The following is an 18,820-nucleotide window of genomic DNA, read 5'->3' as shown; positions in this document are numbered from 1 at the left end:
ATGTAATTCAGTACTTTTAAGTTGGTGTACTGTTAACGGCGTTTCTTCACAATATTGCTCGCTTGTTGCTCAATATTGTACGGCAATGCATTAGGGTAGCAGGTCACAGCAGTATTATCAGCCAATCTGTGTAAATCCGAGGGAGTTGTATCGTTATTGAGTACTGCAAGCAGCCATGTTTCTTGTCCGAGAGCCACACTATTAATAACTTTCCCCGCTATACGCCAATTCTCTCCAAGTTGCTTTTCTAACGATGCACCAGGAGCAATATCAACGGTGCCATCTAGGGTTAGACTAAACGCTGCGCGTTTATTTTTACCCAGGAAACGGGTGCGTGCTACAACCTCTTGACCCATGTAACAGCCTTTATCAAAATCGATGCCTTCTAGGGCATGCACGTTCATCATCTGAGGCACGTATTCAGCAATAGACGCTTCATCTATTGTGGCATGTACGTTCTTTATCTGAAGTGCACTAAACACGCTATGGGGAAAACAGGTAATATCAAGTGACACTAGTTGCTCGCGAAGTGCACTAGCAACGTCGCTTTTTACAATCGCTATAACACCGTTTTCTTGAAGGCCACTATTATAAAGAATGCCGCTTTCAGCAGAATAGCTTGCTAAATTCTTTTGAGAACTCGGTATTGAAGTAAGTGCCGCAAAGTCTGCGTGGGGGAAGTGTGTTTTGAGCAATGCTTCAGCAACGTTTGAAGAGACAAAAAATGATTCATACGACGGTGTCGCATCAATTATGTCTACCTTAGAGAACACCCCATATTTGTTTAACTGAGCCAACGAATGGGCGCCTGATGATGTATTTGTGATCATCAATAGTTGCTTGTCATGGCGTGCTACTACACCTAATGACCAGGTTTTACCTTTATTGTCACAGTGGGCATAGTGACGAGCAATGCCGTCGCTTAGTGCCGTGATATTAACCGTTAACTGACCGTGCAGGTAGCTGTCAGCTTGCTCACCTTCCAGTGAAATAATCATATTGTCACTTAGCTGTACGGCAAACTGTTCAGGTAGTGAATGTAAAGCGGTGAGTTGCGTCATAACGGGTTCTCATAAATAACGAATGATGTGGTAAACGTATGGCAAAAATCAGGATATTCAAGTCCCTGCTGGCGCCAAAAGTTAGGACTTTGGTTAGTATGCAAAGTATACCTATTCCAATTCATGTTGGGCACAACCAATAAAGCGAATCGAAAAGGCGTTATCAGACCAAAAGAGCAGTGATCCACACACCGCTTGCGTGGTATTATCCTATGTGAATTCAAAACGATAATTAAGACACTATGTTTGAACCAAAAAGACTAGCACGATTAAAATGGGCTTGCCGAAGAGGTATGCTCGAATTAGATGTACTCTTACTTCCTTTTGTTGAAGAAGCGTTTGACGATTTAAGTTATGAAGATCAAGTGACATTTGAGCGCTTACTCACTAGCGATGATCCAGATTTGTTTGCGTGGATTATGGGTCACCAGAAGTGTGACGATCCAGAGTTGGCGGCAATGGTCGCAACCATAGTTAACCGTGTCAAAGTATAGGATTGAAATTAGACTTTCTCCTTACCGATATGTAGCCACTGCGCTATCTGTAATAGTCTGTGTTGCATTGGCAGTGATAAGTGCTTCACCGCAAACATGGTCATGGGTATCACCTGTTGGGCTCATAGCGTTTTGGGTAGGGGCTTTTGTTGTCGGTGGTGCAGTGGCATTTATGCTAGACAAGGCCACTATTTTTAGATGGTTCGGCATATTTAGTAACAAAGTTGTTATTCCCGGTTATACGCTTTCACTTTCAAGCAATGGTATTATTAGCGTGACCAACGAGTCTGCGCGTACAAAAGGCAGAGTACAGCTTTTCAACACTTTATCACGCTCACAAATCAATACAGATAACATCCCTATGCAAATTCATTCTTCTTCTCAAATGTTTGTGTGGGGACTGTGCATTGAAGTGGCGAGCGTAAAATGTCGTTGGTTCGACCGGAGTCATACTCATTTTGCTTGGGTGTTAAAAAATGAATGTTCCGAAGCGGATTATCGCCGATTAGCAAGAGCAATAATTTTCGCGAAAAAGGAACGCCTTCAAGGAATTAAATAGATGTTTCGTGAGTATACTAAAGCGTTGTTTAAGCGCGTAGATACAAGGCAGTTGATGCAATTCAAGCCACCTACATTGCCACAGCGTATCTACACCAAAACGCTTCACATCGATAACGTACACTATGGTAACTTTTGCAACGAAGTTGACTGGCCTGCTGGTGATCAACTACATCCGTTGTATTTGCAAATGTTGTCGCTTCCACTTCAAATGCAGTGTCTGCTTGATAAGCAAAGTCCTTTTCCTTTACTGGGACTTATTCATGCAGCTAATCGTATATCCGTCGTTAACGAGTGTGACATTAGTGAAGCGTTTGAGTGTCGTGTGCGCTTTAATGACGTGCGGCCCCATCAGCGAGGGTGGGAAGTTGATGTCATGCTAGAAGCATGGCAACACGGACAATTGGTATATCGCGCCATTAGTAGCTATTTGGTTAAAGTGAAAGCTGTTCATGTCGCACCTCGTGCAGTACACAACGAATCGCATGAAGAATGTGACACTCAGCAAAAAGCGCTGATTAGTGAAATTACAGTGCCATCCAATACTGGGCGACGCTATGCAAAGCTGTCTGGTGACTATAACCCTATACACATTTCAGCAATTTCGGCCAAAGCTTTTGGTTTCAAGAAGCCTATTGCTCATGGCATGTGGACCCTTGCAAGGGCGGTATCTGCGTTTGTTTCACATTATAGTGGTTCGAACTCACTGCAGTTAAAAGACGTGGAGTGCCGCTTCAAGAAGCCCGTTTTCTTACCAAGTGACATACATATTCATCAACACTGTGTAACGGATAACAGCGCTCTTGTGGATGTGACTAATTTTGACGAGACACTGACTCACGTAGAAATAAAGCTTAGCTTTTAATTTTCGTTTGGGGTTGGTGCGATTACAAAAAAAGGTGAGTATTAACTCACCTTTTTTACCTTAGATTAATTACTCTGTACCTTCTCCGTCACGAAAGCTTGCTTCAGTGATAAGCGAACCCACGTCGGCACTGGATAACTGCTTTTTCGGTGTCAGAATAGTGGGTTTCGGGTCGTCGAGTTGTTCGGGATGGTCCAAGTTAAAATGTAGGCCACGACTCTCTTTTCTTTCCATTGCACAGCGTACAATGAGTTCTGCAACGGTAACCAGATTTCTCAGTTCCAACAGATTGTTGCTGACTCGAAAATGCGCGTAGTACTCTGCAATTTCTTGCTCTAACAACTTTATTCTGCGCATAGCGCGCTCTAGTCGTTTGTCTGTTCGCACTATGCCAACATAATCCCACATAAATAACCGCAGTTCGTGCCAATTATGCTGAATAATAACTTCTTCATCAGAATTGGAAACCTGACTTTCATCCCACGGCGCAATGGCTTCTTCGAAGTCTGCGCTTGGTAAATTACTAATGATATGTTCAGCGGCGGCGGTTGCAAAAACAACACATTCCAGCAAGGAATTTGATGCCATACGATTGGCGCCATGAAGGCCTGTATAAGCAACCTCTCCGACAGCGTAGACATTATCAAGATCCGTTTTTGCGTTAAAATCAGTAATGACGCCACCACAACTGTAGTGTGCTGCAGGTACCACAGGAATAGGCTCGCGGGTTATATCTATGCCGAGTGAACGGCACTTTCGATAAATATTAGGAAAGTGTTTAACAATGAAGTCAGCTGGCTTGTGACTGATGTCGAGATACATACAGTCTGCGCCTAAACGCTTCATTTCATAATCAATCGCGCGAGCCACGACATCACGCGGTGCCAAATCGCCGCGTTCATCAAACTTGTGCATAAAGCGTGTGCCGTCAGCATGGCACAAATTAGCCCCTTCACCACGCAGCGCTTCTGTAATTAGAAAGTTTCGAGCCTGCGGGTGGAATAAGCAAGTGGGGTGGAACTGGTTGAATTCCATATTGGCTACTCTGCAGCCAGCCCGCCAAGCCATTGCAATGCCATCGCCGCTTGAAACGTCGGGGTTAGACGTATACTGATAAACTTTGCTGCCCCCACCGGTTGCAAGCGCTATGAACGGTGCTCGTATTACCTCCACATGTTCTTGTTGTCTATTCCAAACGTAAGCCCCAACACAGTGGTTCTTTTTTGATTTTGAAGGAATAAGGTCAATAGCATTGTAGCGTTCGAATATATGAATATTCGGATGTGTTGATACTGCGTCGTTTAACGTGATTTGTAGCGCTTCTCCTGTAGCGTCAGCGGCATGAAGAATGCGACGGTGGCTATGTCCACCTTCTCTCGTTAAATGAAACCTTTCCTCTCCATTTTCACTTTTTTCCGTATCAAAGGGCACGCCGTAGCTAATAAGCCACTCTAGTGATGCTTTTGCGCGCTCAGCGGTAAAGCGCACGGCGGGCTCATCACATAAACCACCACCGGCTTTAAGTGTATCTTTAACGTGTGCATCAATGGAGTCTTGTTCATCAAATACTGCCGCTATGCCACCTTGTGCATAACGCGTTGAACCCTCGTTTCTATCGCTTTTGCTTAAAACGATGACCTGACAATGGTCAGCGAGCTTCAACGCAAGGCTAAGTCCAGCTGCGCCACTTCCAATTATCAATACATCACAACGGTGTTCTATTGCATTTGATGTGGAAGTTAGTGAAGACGATACAGATTTCATGTATTTTTATATCAATTCAAACGAGCAAAGGTTCGGCAAGTCTAAAGGATGAGTGACAAAACACAATAAGTGTTAGGTGTAGATACACGCATTTTTTAAAATTTTTAATGCTTAGACAGAACTTTTAATAAAAGAACGCGTCTACATCCATGCTTATGAGAGCTAGGGTGTGGTAGAAGTAGGGAGTAACGGCTCGAATGAGCGAGCAGATAACCGACCAACAATTGGTCGAAAAAGTACAGCGTGGCGATAAAAATGCGTTCAATTTGTTGGTAACTCGCTATCAACACAAAGTTATGCATTTGGTTTCTCGATATGTAAAAAACACGGGCGATGTGGCGGATGTAACACAAGAGGCGTTTATCAAAGCCTATCGTGCACTGCCTAATTTTCGTGGCGATAGTGCCTTTTATACGTGGTTGTATCGCATTGCGGTAAACAGTGCAAAGAACTACCTTGTATCACAAGGGCGTAAGCCGCCTGCAAGCGACGTGGATGCAGATGAAGCAGATTACTACGAAGGCAGCGATGCACTTAAAGAGCAATCTACGCCAGAGAGAAGCCTTTTATCCGAAGAAATAGAAGAAACGCTTTTTAAAGTGGTAGAAAAACTGCCCGATGATCTGCGTATGGCAATTACACTTCGAGAAATAGAAGGGCTTAGCTACGAAGAAATAGCGAGTGTGATGTCGTGCCCTGTAGGGACAGTTCGTTCTCGTATTTTCAGAGCGCGAGAAGCCATTGATAAAGTAATTCAGCCGCTGTTAGAAAATTAATCGAAATAAATTAAAAAAAAGATGAACTTTCTTTTTTCGTCGATGACTAACAGCTGTGTTAGGGTAGTTAACGATCAAATTGATCTGGATATGAATATATGACGCAACAGCAAGAAAAATTGTCCGCATTCATGGATGGTGAGATAGAAGGCAATGAAATTATCGATGCGATAAAGCACGATGAAGCGCTTCAGGCCAAATGGCAACGTTACCATGTTATTCGCGGTGCAATGAGAAAAGAAGCGAGTGTCGCCCCACAATTAGATATTACGGCAAGTGTTGCAGCTGCATTAGAGAATGAACCCGCAATTGTGGCACCTAAACCGTCTCGCTGGCACTCAATTCCCGTGCTCGGTAGTGTGGTTCCATTTGCTAAGCAATCGGGTCAGTTCGCTGTAGCAGCCTCTGTTGCCGTTGCCGTTATTTTAGGTGTACAGCAATTTAACCAACCTGCGCCAAGCGAACCTTTTGAAACGTTTTCGACAAGACCTCAAGGTGGTTTATCTCCTGTGAGTCTTGAGCAAACTCGCGCACTTCCTCGTAACGATATGAACGAAATGCTAGAGACAAAACGGAAAATCAATGCGCTGATAGCCGATCACGAGCAACAAATCAGATTGAAGCAAGCTGAGGAAGCCAGCGACAGTGACAAACAAGACTCGGAGGCTGAGCGCCCAGAGTAGCTGTTTGCAAGCGCTGTTGATTATCGTCAGCGTTGGGCGGTTAGCGTCACGCATCTACATTTACGTGTAATTGTGCCATAATTACATCTGAGTAGTTTATTTTTAAAGTGCAAACCAGCATCTACTGCTGGTTTGTCTGTTTCTGAGGCAAGGAAAATGCGCCGTACTTCTCTTTTCTTTTCAATTGTCATTCTAGGTCTTTCTATATCGCATGCTGCCGCCCAGACGAGTGCAGAGCCTGAAGCGGGTAAAGAGCCCTCAGCTCATGCACAGCCCTCAGCTGATACACAGTCTTCAACGTCAACAGAGCCTTCAGATAATGAGCAGCCCTCGGCGCAAGAAATGCCTTCACAACGAGAGAATGGAACTACCTCTTCGAATCCAATCAGTACTGTGCAATGGCTGTCTCAGCTGCAGCGCGTTATTTCGTCTGCTAATTTTCAAGTGACCTTTGTACAGACCATCGCTGGGAAAGAAACCGTTCCGTATCTATGGCGCCATGGCATTTTGGAGGATGGTACCGAAGTTGAGCAGTTAAGTTTGCAAAACGGCCCAGGTCGCGAGCTCATCCGTATCAACGACGTTGTCAGCGTTTTTGAGCCAGATGTTCAACCTTACAGTTTACACTCTAATCATATCAATGGCCCTATACCGAGTGCGTTGGTCTATCACCCCGAAGAGCTTCTCGAAGCGTATGAATTTGTACCCGTTGGTCGCGCAAGAGTCGCTGGGCGACCTGCTCAACAAATACGCATTGTTAGTCGTGACAACACGCGTTTTGGTTATCAGCTTTGGTTAGACGAACAGTCAGGTATGTTGTTGAAACTGAATATGCTCGACTTGCAAGGCGCTTTGCTAGAGCAGATTCAGGTGACTGCCTTTGCTATCAACCCTGAACCGTCTGATTATTTTTCGAGAATAAACCCAAGTTCATTACCGAAACCAATGGCAATGGGCACTAGTCAAACCCGTGAGCACAGTTGGGATATTGGCTATATGCCGGCTGGCATGAGAGAAATAAAGCAAGATACACGGCGATTGGCATTAACAGGTCAAGTGGTAGAATATAAACTATTATCTGACGGTCTTGTGGATGTGTCTGTCTATGTACAACCAGCGGAAGACGCGTTAGGCGGTGATTTAGCATTGCGCAATGAATTGAGTACTTTTTTGACGTTAACTGATGGTAAGGCGCAAGTGACAATTGTGGGTGAAATTCCATTGCAAACGGCCAAGGCTATTGCAACGTCACTTGGCCCCAAGACCGTGAATTAAATTAAGAGAATACAGGCTGTATGATTAAAGAAACTGCTACTGTTGTTGCCGTTGATGGCGATTTAGTTACTGTCGAGGCGGCAATCAAGTCAACCTGTAGTAGTTGTCAGGCACAAAGTGATTGTGGAACGGGGCTCGTCTCTCGTGCATTAGCGCCGAAGACACAGCAACTGACATTACGCTCTCCTATGCCTGTGAATGTGGGTCAACAAGTCAGTGTTGGGATCCCTGAAGCAGGTGTATTAAGTGCATCGGCATGGCTATACCTGATGCCACTGATAGTGTTTATGGCATCTTTTGTGTTGTCGTCTTTTTCGCTTGCAGCGCTTGGTCTTGAGCAGGAACTTTGGGCTTTGTTGCCAAGTGGTATGGTTACTGTTTTTGCGTATCGGTTTATCGCAAGAAGGCTTCATAAGACTGAAAGTAACAAGTATCAAGCAGTATTGCTTGGGAAAATCAGCGCTTAACTTTTTAGCAAGGTAATGACGTTGAAGCTGCAAAACAAAAATAGGGCCGAAAGATCACCATCTGAGGTAGTTTCAATACCCGTGTAAATCTACACATCGCAAATATCACCAAAATTACATCATGCGAATTCGCTTTTCGCTAAAGAAATGGGTAAAATCCGCTCGCGCTGCGTATAACTCGTAGCTTTATTTTGTTTAATGAATTTTTCTGCAGGTAACTTCCAGCATTATGCAACAGTCGCACATTCGTAATTTCAGTATTATCGCCCACATTGACCACGGTAAGTCTACGCTTTCTGACCGTCTAATTCAGCACTGTGGAGGGCTTTCCGATCGCGAAATGGCTGAGCAGGTTCTCGATTCAATGGACCTAGAAAAAGAGCGCGGTATTACCATTAAAGCGCAAAGCGTTACGTTAAACTATGAAGCACGAGATGGTGAAACCTATCAGTTAAACTTCATTGACACGCCAGGACACGTTGATTTTACGTATGAAGTATCGCGTTCTCTTGCGGCCTGCGAAGGTGCATTGTTGGTTGTTGATGCTGGGCAAGGGGTTGAAGCACAAACCTTGGCGAACTGTTACACAGCCATCGAAATGGATATGGAAGTTGTTCCTATTCTTAACAAAATTGACTTGCCCCAAGCTGAGCCCGATCGCGTTGCTGAAGAAATAGAAGATATTGTTGGTATTGATGCGTTAGACGCAGTGCGTTGTTCTGCGAAAACGGGCATTGGTATTGAAGACGTATTAGAAGTTATTGTTAACAAGATCCCACCCCCGCAAGGTGATAGAGAGGCACCATTAAAAGCACTCATCATCGACTCTTGGTTCGACAACTATCAAGGTGTTGTATCTTTGGTGCGTATTGTCGAAGGCCAGTTGACCAAAAAAGACAAAATCCAAATTATGTCGAATGGCCAAACTCACCAGGTCGATAAAATTGGTGTGTTTACACCTAAGCCTCTTGAAACGGGTGTACTACGAGCAGGTGAAGTAGGCTTCATTATTGCTGGTATCAAAGATATCCAAGGAGCGCCTGTTGGTGACACGATCACCCTTGCAAGGGAGCCAGCAAAAGAAATGCTTCCTGGATTCAAAAAAGTGAAGCCACAGGTATATGCGGGTATTTTCCCAATAAGTTCTGATGATTACGAAGATTTTCGCGATGCACTCGCTAAACTAAGCTTAAACGATGCGTCTCTTTTCTATGAGCCAGAGAGCTCGGCAGCATTAGGCTTCGGATTCCGTATTGGTTTCCTTGGCATGCTTCATATGGAAATTATTCAAGAGCGTTTAGAGCGCGAATACGATCTCGGACTTATCACGACAGCCCCTACGGTAATTTACGAAGTAGAAACCACCAAGGGCGAGATTCTTACTGTAGATAGCCCAGCTAAGTTACCACCCGTTAACGACATTGCCGAAATTCGCGAGCCTATGGTTGAAGCGAACATTCTTGTTCCTCAAGAGTACTTGGGCAATGTTATTACGCTATGTGTTGAGAAGCGTGGCATGCAAACCAATATGACATACCACGGTAAGCAAGTAGCAGTAACCTATGAGCTGCCAATGGCTGAAGTAGTGCTTGATTTCTTCGATAGATTGAAGTCAACCAGTCGTGGATTTGCATCACTTGATTATAACTTTAAACGTTTCCAAACCTCAGACATGGTAAGGGTTGATATTCTAATCAATGGTGAGCGAGTGGATGCATTAGCTGTGATTACCCACAGAGAAAACTCACAAGGCCGAGGTCGTGAACTCGTTGAGAAGCTGCGTGAGCTTATTCCTCGTCAAATGTTTGATATTGCAATTCAGGCAGCTATTGGCAACCACATTGTTGCACGAAGCACGGTTAAACAGTTGCGTAAAAACGTAATTGCAAAATGTTACGGCGGTGACGTTAGCCGTAAGAAAAAACTACTTCAAAAACAAAAAGAAGGTAAGAAGCGAATGAAGCAGGTGGGTAATGTTGAGTTACCACAAGATGCATTCCTCGCAGTACTCAAGGTAGGTAAATAATGGCGAATTACTTCTCCCTGATTTTGGTAGCGCTAACCTTAGTGACAGGGCTTATCTGGCTAGTGGACAGCCTAGTGTTTGCGCCTAAACGCAAAGCGCGTCTGCAGGCTGCGGCTACCGCAGAGGGTGCGGCGTACGGAGAAGATCCTCAGCTTCCTTATTTAGTTGATACCTCACAGCAAATATTCCCTGTAATTGCGTTTGTGTTGGTACTGCGTTCGTTTTTATACGAGCCGTTTCAGATACCTTCAGGTTCAATGATGCCTACTTTGTTAGTAGGCGATTTTATCTTGGTAGAGAAGTTCGCATACGGGGTTAAAGATCCAGTATTCAGAAGCAAGATGATTGAAACGGGTGTTCCTGAGCGCGGTGATGTTGTTGTTTTTAAATATCCAGAAGACACTTCGATAGACTATATCAAGCGTGTTATCGGGTTACCCGGCGATACAGTGGTGTATCAAAACAAGCAGGTTTACATTAAACCCAAATGTGAAACTGGCAGTAACTGTCCAAAGTTAAAGGCGGTGCCACTTGATTTCCAGGAGCGCGGAGAGTTTGTACAGGATATGGCGCAACTGATGCGTTACACCGAAGATTTGGGCACAGTAGAGCACGATATATTACGTCATCCAGTGCGTGAAATATCACCAGTCAACTTCTACACCCAACCTGGTACGCGCAGTAACGAATGGATAGTTCCAGAAGGTCAATATTTTGTGCTAGGTGATAACCGTGATAATAGCCGAGACAGTCGTTTCTGGGGATTCGTACCTGATGAAAACCTAGTGGGCAAAGCTGTAGCTATTTGGATATCGTTTGAATTTGAACGACAGCCTTCTGATGCCCTTCCTTCGTGGGTTCCAACCGGAGTTCGATTTGAGCGTGTAGGTGGCATTCATTAATGCAAGGTATTGATAAATATCGTCGTTTGTACAAAGCGATAGGTTACACATTTAACGATGAAGCGCTATTAGAACAAGCGCTAACCCATAGAAGCGCAGCAAAGCAGCACAACGAGCGCTTAGAGTTTTTGGGTGATGCTATACTCGGTATGATAGTAGGGGAGACGCTTTTTAAGCGTTTTCCCGCGGTTCCCGAAGGAAAACTCACGCGTATGCGTTCTACCTTGGTTAAAGGGGAAACATTGGCAGAGTTGGCGAAAGAGGCGAGCGTTGGAGAACTTCTCAACCTAGGCCCTGGTGAGCTTAAAAGTGGAGGCCATAGAAGAAGTTCAATTTTGGCCGATGCGGTAGAAGCGATTCTAGGGGCTATATATTTAGATTCAGGTATGGACGAAGTGCGTGGTGTTATCGACCGATTATGGGAGTCGCGCATTGTAAAGCTCGACCCTAATGCGCACCCCAAAGATAGCAAAACACGCCTACAAGAATTCTTGCAAGGTCGCAAACAAGCATTACCTACCTATGAAGTATTATCGATTTCGGGTAAAGATCATGCGCAGACATTTGAAGTGAGCTGCAAAGTAGAAAGCCTAAGTGACGCTGTAGTTGCGTCTGGCAATAGCCGTCGTAAAGCAGAACAAGAAGCTGCGCGTTTAACCTTGGAGAAGCTAGATGACAACGCATAATGAAACCGAGTCTGGTGAATTGCCTGATGTGCAAACACGTTGTGGTCTAGTGGCTATTGTTGGTCGTCCAAATGTGGGTAAATCAACACTTCTCAACCGACTTCTTGGTCAGAAGGTCAGTATTACCTCGCGCAAACCCCAAACAACGCGGCATCGCATTTTGGGAATTGATACCGACGGTGATTACCAAGCTATCTATGTTGATACGCCCGGACTTCACCAAGACGAAAAACGTGCTATAAACCGTTACATGAACCGCGCAGCATCGAGCTCTTTGGCTGAAGTGGGCCTTGTGCTGTTCGTCGTGGAAGGCGATCGCTTTAATAGCGAAGATGAAATGGTACTGTCGAAGGTGAAGCAGTCAAATCTGCCTTGCTATCTTATTGTCAACAAGATGGACAAAGTAGAGGACAAAGAAGCCTTTATGGTGCACCTTCAAAAGCTGGGTGAAAAGCACGCTTTTGAGCACATTATTCCCGTTAGTGCCAAGCAAGGAAAAATGATCGATGGCATTCGCGATCTTGTGGCTGAATCTCTACCAAAAAGTGAATTCTTCTTCCCTGAAGACTATATAACCGACCGCTCAAGTCGATTTATGGCTGCTGAGATTATTCGAGAAAAACTCATGCGTTTCACAGGCGATGAATTACCTTATTCAACGACAGTTGAAATTGAGCAGTTTAAGATGGCTGAAAATGGTGTTTATCGCATCAGTGGTCTTATTTTGGTTGAGCGGGAAACACAAAAGCGCATGATCATTGGTAAGGGTGGCAAGCACCTTAAAACTATCGGTGAACAAGCGCGAAAAGATATGGAAAACTTGTTTGATAACAAAGTTTTCTTAGAGTTGTGGGTTAAAGTGAAGCAAGGGTGGGCTGATGACGAACGCGCGCTGCGCTCTCTTGGTTACGGTGACGACAGCAATTTCTAAACGAATATCGCTATACAATAAACCGTAAGTCTGATGCCAAGTGATCTTGGCATCGCCCCTTCTCGTTATCATCTCAAATTATTAATATCGGTATAACGCGGGAGCGTGATATGGCAATATCAGATATGCGCAGGCAGTACTCAAAAGGGTCTTTGAGTGAGTCAGATTTAACTTCTAATCCTTTTCTTTTATTTGATAAGTGGCTTAACGACGCCATCGCCGCAGGCATTCCAGATCCCACCGCGATGACGGTTGCAACGGTAGATGCAACCGGGCAGCCTTCGCAGCGTATTGTTTTACTCAAAGATGTGAGTGAAAAAGGATTCGTCTTCTTTACTAATTTGGGCAGTCGAAAAGCACAAGAGCTCGCTGTAAACCCTAAAGTCTCTTGCCATTTCCCATGGTTTTTTATGGAACGTCAAGTTCGAGTGTGCGGCACGGTGGAAAAGCTGTCAGTGTCTGAGAATGCTAGCTATTTTTTCTCTCGCCCTAAAGACAGTCAACTTGCAGCTTATGCGTCTAAACAAAGTAAGCCAATAAGTAGTCGCGAATTATTGCTTACCCAGTTCAAACAGCTAAAAGATAAGTTTGCTAACAAAGAGCTTCCAGTTCCAGACTTTTGGGGAGGCTTCAGAATAGTGCCACATCAAATAGAGTTTTGGCAGGGCGGAGAAGACAGGCTACACGATCGGTTTGAGTATAATAGAGCGGCCGACGACACTTGGACCACTCAGCGCCTGATGCCATAGCGCTAACCGCGATTAAATGGGCGCTTCATGATAGATAGTCATTGTCACCTTAATCTTGCCCCGCTGGCTGATGACATAGATAACGTTATCAAAGGGGCAGCACTTGCGGGAGTAGAGCGGATCCTTGCTCCTGGCGTGACGGTAGCGTCATGGCAGGTGCTTCAGAAGATAAGTGAGCAGTACAGCCATGTTGTTCCCATCGATACCGCAATAGGCCTCCACCCCTATTTTTTGTCACACTCTCAACACGCCGAGCAAGTTGCTGCAGTGGACCGAGACGACCCTATCTCGTATTTAATAAGTGCGCTGGAACATGCATGTGAAACTGTGCATTCGTCAGTTAAAGCGATAGGTGAAACGGGTTTAGATGGGCATATACAAGTGCCAATGCCTCTTCAGCAGAATGTGCTGGATGCGCAACTCACTATTGCCAATGACGTTGCATTACCCGTTATTTTACATCATCGAAAAAGCCACCATTTATTGTTTGAAGCCCTTAAGAAAACGCAGCCTAAATATGGTGGTGTTGTACATGCATTCTCAGGCAGTATAGATGTCGCTAAGCGTTATATTGACCGTGGGTTGTGCTTGGGTATAGGAGGCACTATTACGTACGAACGCGCCAAGAAAACGAGAGACACAGTCGTTTATCTCGTCAAGCACCACCTAGACTCGTTATTACTTGAAACCGATTCGCCGGATATGCCGATGCAAGGTCGCCAAGGTCAGCCAAATTTACCTCGTTATATTGGAGATGTAATCGATACACTTACGTCGATTACAGGCGTAAGTGCTATGGTATTAAAGAAACAAACGACAAAGAATTACCAGCGGGTTTTTCTAGGTGAAAGGGTTTAGGGAAGTGATTAGCCAGTTATGTCCTATACACTGGCCAATCTAATTTACCCAGCAAATCTCATTTACTTAAACCGTTTAGACTCGATAGTATCAATTACCCACGGACGCAGCTTATAGAACCCTCTGGTGACATAAATCCCCAAAAGCAAGGCAAGAAAAACCAAGATACATGCAATCAATGTTAACTGATAACGCAAGGTTAGCGGGCTCTCAAGCACCGCTTGGGTATTCATGTGAATGTTTACATACCCTAAAAGCACACCGTTTTCGTTGGTAACGGGTTCGACGTAGGTTAGGGGGGTAAGGCCATCTGTTTGACTCATGGCGACGACGCTGTCGATTTTTGGTAGGGGAGCCAAATATCGTCCATCTTTATCAAAAACCGAGACCCCTACAATGTGTGGCTCTTGTGTCAATACAGCAGTAATTTTCTCGATACGCGCGCGCGTTAAACCTGTTTGAGAAGTGTTAGTTATGGCGCCATGCGCAACCTCATTATCAACACTTTCGTTACTTGAGTGTGAGGGTTCTAATAGCTTTGCGTATTGTCTAGCAATACTTTCACCAGAGAAGCGTGTTTGCACGGTTAGCCAATCTTGCTGATACTGCTGGAACAACAAAACCAGTGCGACAACAAGTGCTATAACAACACACACTACAAGCGTATGGAACAACCTCTTTAATGCGGTATATACCGAGTGGGAGTCGTTGTTAGCTTGCACATACTTTGGTGGATTAGCGTTTGCCAATAGTGCCGCCTTTATTTATTGATAATGCTTAATACTTCTAACACTAGGATAACTCGAAATAATTTAAAAGAGGATATTTTATTAGAAGAGGTAATTGGTTAGCATTAGTTCATCAATCATTTTCGGATATACCCCGTGCAATCTACCATCGACACGCTGTTAAGTGCTCAAACTGATGATGCTCGCCATAGTGCTAGCGCGTTAGCCTCCTTTGTTTCAAAGCAACACTCTGAAGTCGCGTTTTCTCACACTTTAACTATCGCAGGTCAGGCCCTCACAGGCCATTTACTGGCAGGCGCATTATCGGCTTTAGCACACTGTTTTACGCCAGTAAGTATTGCATTTCATGCGCTGCATCAACAGTTTGGAGATGACGTCGTAGAGGTAAGGGGAAACCTAGAGAGTGTTGAGCGTGAAGTCCTTAATAAAACCCTCTCAGGGGTCAGTACATCATTTAACATTGATGTAGGTGTCCAAGGAGAGCGACCACGTCTTGATACGCCAGGTCTGTTGGTGATGGATATGGATAGCACGGTTATTGCGATAGAGTGTATTGATGAAATTGCAAAGCTGGCTGGTGTGGGGGAGCAGGTTGCTGAAGTTACCGCTAAGGCCATGCGAGGAGAAATTGCCTTTAATGATAGCTTGGTGCACCGGGTGGCTTGTCTTGAAAATGTGCCGGTAGCTCACCTCGCGCAAATTCGAGACAGCATTCCCCTTATGCCTGGCATTCAAGTGTTGTTATCAACCCTCAAGCAACATAAATGGAAACTCGCCATTGCGTCAGGAGGCTTTACCTATTTCGCAGATTACCTCAAAGAAAGACTGGGACTTGATTATGCAATATCTAATACGTTGGAAATCAGTGAAGGCAATCTAACAGGTAAAGTAGTAGGGGAAATTGTTAATGCGGATGTCAAAGCGCGCACCGTAGAAACGTTGGCACGTGAATGGTCAATTCCATGTAGTCAAACTGTGGCAATGGGAGATGGCGCAAATGATCTTGTTATGATGGCGCAATCAGCACTGGGTGTCGCCTGCCATGGAAAACCACTTGTTAACGAAAAGGCTGATGTTGCAATCCGCGTGGGCAGTTTACACAGTATGCTGTACTTCTTAGGCTCTTAAGTTGTATTACCGAAAAAAGAGCGCCAAATGGCGCTCTTTTTTTGCGGTGAGTTTTCAAATTAGTTAGCTATGCTTGACCGGCAAATAACGATGCGGCGTGTGATGCGCTCTTTAACGTTTTATTAGCCGTAACATCTTCAATACTAAATCCATAGCGTATTAACACCTCGTCGGTGACATCGATAAGGTGGGAACATGCAGCAATACTCCACATCTGCTTTTCTAGGTCACGAGCACGATGCATGGCGTACATAGTGACGTAGTTGATTTCGGTTTGCAGCATCGTCATGTCTGGCTTACCCGTTGTGGTCAGCATTATATGTAAAGCGATAAATTGACCACGCGTCATCGCTTCTTTGATAAATGCTCTGCGCTGTTCGTTATCGTCAAATTTATGCGAATAGCGCGGAATTATCGCCATTCTTGGGTCTTTTTGCGAGACGTCAAACGAGATGAATAACTCTTCTCTTAGCGGCATATTTTCGAGTTTAACGGCTTTAATACCACTTTGTACGAAAGGCGACTCCTGCTTTCTATCTCTGAAAAAGAACTCCAAATTGACTTTGTCTTCTTCTGCAAACTGGGTAGTCAAGGTTGTTACGCGTTCATCTTGTTTGCCAATGATACAAGCTTGAGGCGTATAGCGAATGCCTTCTTTATTCATCAGAAATGAAAGTGAGGTGGCATTTCGTGCATTAATACAACGCAATGCTTGCCCCATACCCGGCACTTCTTCTTCGTCAGACTCAACCTTTAAGCTGCTCTTGTTTTTCTTGATAAGCTCTTCAAAAAATAAACGTGCGCTTTTACCCTCATCGCCGGCAACTGCCTTTAAATGAAGTATGTTCCTTTCGACATTGTGATACACAATGTCGTATTGAAGGTGCATAACATCAAAATTTTTCGTGATTTCCTGAAGCCGTGGAAACGCGACTTCCACTCGACCATCAAGTATGCCTTTGTATTCTTTACTTAATTCAATACGAAGACCTAAACCGTGAACAGAGATATCTTCACTTATCCCTTTGTGCACAATATCGTCGGAATTAAATCGCGCCTCTATTTGCGTTCTTAGCTGATAGCGACTTTCTATCCGCTGTTCTTCGTATTTAAAGCGAATAATTTGAATATTTGAAGGTGCCCGATTGCGTGGATGACCAAAATTGCGCAGGTGCGTTAAGTTATCGCGATTAAACTTAAATTCGTTATATGTTTCTTGCCCGGTAACAGATGTAACATCAGTAACGTGCGCTAAGTAACGTAAGTTTTTTAGCTTTGACATCAGTCTTGCTGATGGTGGGGTGTTTAACTTTTTAACTTTATTGCCTACCGAATCTGGGATAGATAAGGGTATGTAAGCTTGTTCAGGCGTTATTTCGGTCAGTGTAATCTTAAACACGCGCCAACTTACCTTTTTACTGCCAAATCCTAAGAACACCTTTGCAAGAATTTCTTTTTGAAGTAACTCTTCGTAAGACGCTGAATAGAAATAGACCTTATCATTTTGTAGGTGCGTAAAGCTAAATACAAAAATTTCTCTTACATCTTCAGGCTTGTTGACTAGACGCGTTAGCCGCTCTTGCGTTAGCAAAAAATTTAATCGGCAGACGTCTTCTTCATCTTGCCAATAATGAATGGTTTCCCTATTCACTTCGTTCATCATTGCATAGCGCGGTACCATGGTACCGTTAATCACATCAATAAAAACGGGGAGCGTTGGGCTACGAGGAGAAAAGTACTGTTCGCAAATTTTACTTTTTATGGCGTCTAAGGTATTGGTCATATTCACTTTATAGCGGCGTTTGTTGCCGGTAATAAAGTTATCGAGAAATTTGTCAAAAGCGGCATTTGGATAATCATCATCCCGTTGCAGCGCTAAGTAATTGACGTCATTCTTTGTGCTAACTTTTACAAGTTTATAAGCAATGCCATTTTTTTTGTCTAACGCAAATTCACTTTCTAGCCCTCTAAAGTAAATAAAGAGTGTTTCGTCTTGGCGAAAAAAGGTGTCTTTAGAAAGTTTGACCTGAAGACCTTTCAGTGAAATGTCGACGCTTAATCCTCTGACCGATTGCCCTGATTTATCGAAAATTTCTACCGCGACAGCAAAGTTCATCCTTTCGGCGTTACGCTGTTGGTAATCTAATAAGTTAACAGTGGGAACCTTGAATTGTTCTAACACCGCTGAGCGCTTCTTTATTTGCGGGCTCTCTTTGTCTGCGCGTTCTTGCGCTAACTCTTTCTCACGCATCAAACGGAAGTTGTTTTCGGTATTTTGGACGGCTTCGTATACGCCATAGGTATACCTTCCGAAAACGCGCAATTGCTCTTCAAACTTATCAACCGCTATCTCATCCATGTAGTGAGTACGGCCTTCATGAACATACTTGTTACACTTGCCGTCAACGTGGCCGCGTAAATCGATAGTGCGCAAGCAAGGCTTTGCCAAGCGCTTTACTTCCATCTTGATAAGAAAGCGTTTTTCTTTGGGAACGTCAGACGCGATCTGAAGCAATACTTGGTTGAACTCAGGTTCATTAACCATGGGCTTTAGCTGGTCTATTATGTCAGCATATTGCTTTAAATCTTGACTCATGAATGCGCAACTTTGTCTTTAAGTATCATTATTTTAGTTGTTATCGGCAATTCAGCCAAACTCATTAATATGAAGCCTTTAGACCTTGTTGTCCCTGAAATCCACGGCTGTCTGTAACAATGTAGCCTAATTGTTGGCATGATATGTCGTGTAGACAGTTAACGATCCTCTACCGTGTAAAAAGGTCTGGCGGGGTGTACTTATATTGTTGATGTTGGTGATAGAATACTCCTTTTATGTGACGGATAAAAT

At 44.2% G+C, this 18,820-nt stretch carries 18 protein-coding genes; 14 read left to right on the top strand and 4 right to left on the bottom strand.

The genetic code is table 11. The features are described from left to right. Nucleotides 1–32: 32 nt before the first annotated feature. Nucleotides 33–1,061: a CAF17-like 4Fe-4S cluster assembly/insertion protein YgfZ gene (gene ygfZ / locus OZ660_RS13225; RefSeq protein WP_274741216.1), complete on the bottom strand. Its 1,029-nt coding sequence runs from the start codon at nucleotides 1,059–1,061 to the stop codon at nucleotides 33–35. 242 nt (nucleotides 1,062–1,303) lie between these two features. Between ygfZ and OZ660_RS13220 the strand changes: the two genes are divergently transcribed. The 3 genes from OZ660_RS13220 to OZ660_RS13210 are packed head-to-tail and all read left to right on the top strand — an operon-like array spanning nucleotide 1,304 to nucleotide 2,978. Further along, on the top strand, nucleotides 1,304–1,555 hold the full coding sequence (locus OZ660_RS13220) for an FAD assembly factor SdhE (protein WP_159626985.1): 252 nt from the start codon (nucleotides 1,304–1,306) through the stop codon (nucleotides 1,553–1,555). Then, on the top strand, nucleotides 1,542–2,114 hold the full coding sequence (locus tag OZ660_RS13215) for a hypothetical protein (protein WP_274741215.1): 573 nt from the start codon (nucleotides 1,542–1,544) through the stop codon (nucleotides 2,112–2,114). Before OZ660_RS13220 ends, OZ660_RS13215 begins: the two co-directional genes overlap by 14 nt. Further along, nucleotides 2,115–2,978, top strand: a complete 864-nt coding sequence (locus OZ660_RS13210; protein WP_274741214.1) for a MaoC family dehydratase — start codon at nucleotides 2,115–2,117, stop codon at nucleotides 2,976–2,978. It begins immediately after the preceding gene. A gap of 69 nt (nucleotides 2,979–3,047) precedes the next feature. Here OZ660_RS13210 and nadB read toward each other — a convergent pair whose 3' ends face one another. Continuing rightward, nucleotides 3,048–4,742 carry an L-aspartate oxidase gene (gene nadB / locus OZ660_RS13205; protein ID WP_274741213.1) on the bottom strand — a complete coding sequence of 565 codons (1,695 nt, stop codon included), beginning with the start codon at nucleotides 4,740–4,742 and terminating at the stop codon, nucleotides 3,048–3,050. 197 nt (nucleotides 4,743–4,939) lie between these two features. Between nadB and rpoE the strand changes: the two genes are divergently transcribed. The 10 genes from rpoE (at nucleotide 4,940) to OZ660_RS13155 (ending at nucleotide 14,095) form a co-directional block, all read left to right on the top strand. Further along, the gene (gene rpoE, locus OZ660_RS13200; RefSeq protein ID WP_159626982.1) at nucleotides 4,940–5,518 is read left to right on the top strand and encodes an RNA polymerase sigma factor RpoE; all 579 of its coding nucleotides are present in this window, start codon (nucleotides 4,940–4,942) and stop codon (nucleotides 5,516–5,518) included. 98 nt (nucleotides 5,519–5,616) lie between these two features. Further along, nucleotides 5,617–6,201, top strand: a complete 585-nt coding sequence (locus OZ660_RS13195; RefSeq protein ID WP_274741212.1) for a sigma-E factor negative regulatory protein — start codon at nucleotides 5,617–5,619, stop codon at nucleotides 6,199–6,201. Between the two features lie 156 nt (nucleotides 6,202–6,357). Further along, on the top strand, nucleotides 6,358–7,476 hold the full coding sequence (locus OZ660_RS13190; protein ID WP_274741211.1) for a MucB/RseB C-terminal domain-containing protein: 1,119 nt from the start codon (nucleotides 6,358–6,360) through the stop codon (nucleotides 7,474–7,476). A gap of 20 nt (nucleotides 7,477–7,496) precedes the next feature. After that, entirely contained in the window at nucleotides 7,497–7,943 is a 447-nt protein-coding gene (locus OZ660_RS13185; protein WP_226433524.1) for a SoxR reducing system RseC family protein, read from the top strand. Between the two features lie 229 nt (nucleotides 7,944–8,172). Next, on the top strand, nucleotides 8,173–9,969 hold the full coding sequence (lepA, locus tag OZ660_RS13180) for a translation elongation factor 4 (protein ID WP_226433523.1): 1,797 nt from the start codon (nucleotides 8,173–8,175) through the stop codon (nucleotides 9,967–9,969). Next, a complete protein-coding gene (lepB, locus tag OZ660_RS13175) occupies nucleotides 9,969–10,871 on the top strand; it encodes a signal peptidase I (RefSeq protein ID WP_159626977.1) in 903 nt (300 codons plus the stop codon). Before lepA ends, lepB begins: the two co-directional genes overlap by 1 nt. Further along, nucleotides 10,871–11,557, top strand: coding sequence for a ribonuclease III (gene rnc / locus OZ660_RS13170; RefSeq protein ID WP_274741210.1), 687 nt, complete (start codon nucleotides 10,871–10,873; stop codon nucleotides 11,555–11,557). The genes lepB and rnc overlap by 1 nt, the downstream gene beginning before the upstream one ends. Continuing rightward, entirely contained in the window at nucleotides 11,544–12,488 is a 945-nt protein-coding gene (era, locus tag OZ660_RS13165) for a GTPase Era (RefSeq protein ID WP_446698934.1), read from the top strand. Before rnc ends, era begins: the two co-directional genes overlap by 14 nt. A 110-nt stretch (nucleotides 12,489–12,598) precedes the next feature. Then, the gene (pdxH, locus tag OZ660_RS13160) at nucleotides 12,599–13,237 is read left to right on the top strand and encodes a pyridoxamine 5'-phosphate oxidase (protein ID WP_274741209.1); all 639 of its coding nucleotides are present in this window, start codon (nucleotides 12,599–12,601) and stop codon (nucleotides 13,235–13,237) included. Between the two features lie 27 nt (nucleotides 13,238–13,264). Next, a complete protein-coding gene (locus OZ660_RS13155; RefSeq protein WP_274741208.1) occupies nucleotides 13,265–14,095 on the top strand; it encodes a TatD family hydrolase in 831 nt (276 codons plus the stop codon). 62 nt (nucleotides 14,096–14,157) lie between these two features. Here OZ660_RS13155 and OZ660_RS13150 read toward each other — a convergent pair whose 3' ends face one another. After that, the gene (locus OZ660_RS13150) at nucleotides 14,158–14,844 is read right to left on the bottom strand and encodes a hypothetical protein (RefSeq protein WP_274741207.1); all 687 of its coding nucleotides are present in this window, start codon (nucleotides 14,842–14,844) and stop codon (nucleotides 14,158–14,160) included. Nucleotides 14,845–14,979: 135 nt separating this feature from the next. Here OZ660_RS13150 and serB point away from each other — a divergent pair, with 135 nt between their 5' ends. Next, on the top strand, nucleotides 14,980–15,972 hold the full coding sequence (serB, locus tag OZ660_RS13145; RefSeq protein ID WP_274741206.1) for a phosphoserine phosphatase SerB: 993 nt from the start codon (nucleotides 14,980–14,982) through the stop codon (nucleotides 15,970–15,972). A gap of 67 nt (nucleotides 15,973–16,039) precedes the next feature. Here the strand turns inward: serB and OZ660_RS13140 are convergent, their stop codons facing one another. Continuing rightward, nucleotides 16,040–18,568, bottom strand: a complete 2,529-nt coding sequence (locus tag OZ660_RS13140) for a PilZ domain-containing protein (protein WP_274741205.1) — start codon at nucleotides 18,566–18,568, stop codon at nucleotides 16,040–16,042. Nucleotides 18,569–18,820 lie beyond the last annotated feature (252 nt).

Origin of the sequence: Alteromonas sp. 009811495, from assembly GCF_028865455.1 — a bacterium.
In the GTDB taxonomy this organism is placed as follows: Bacteria; Pseudomonadota; Gammaproteobacteria; order Enterobacterales; family Alteromonadaceae; genus Alteromonas.
Note: the sequence above shows the minus strand (reverse complement) of the source record. Positions and strands in the feature narration are given on the sequence as shown.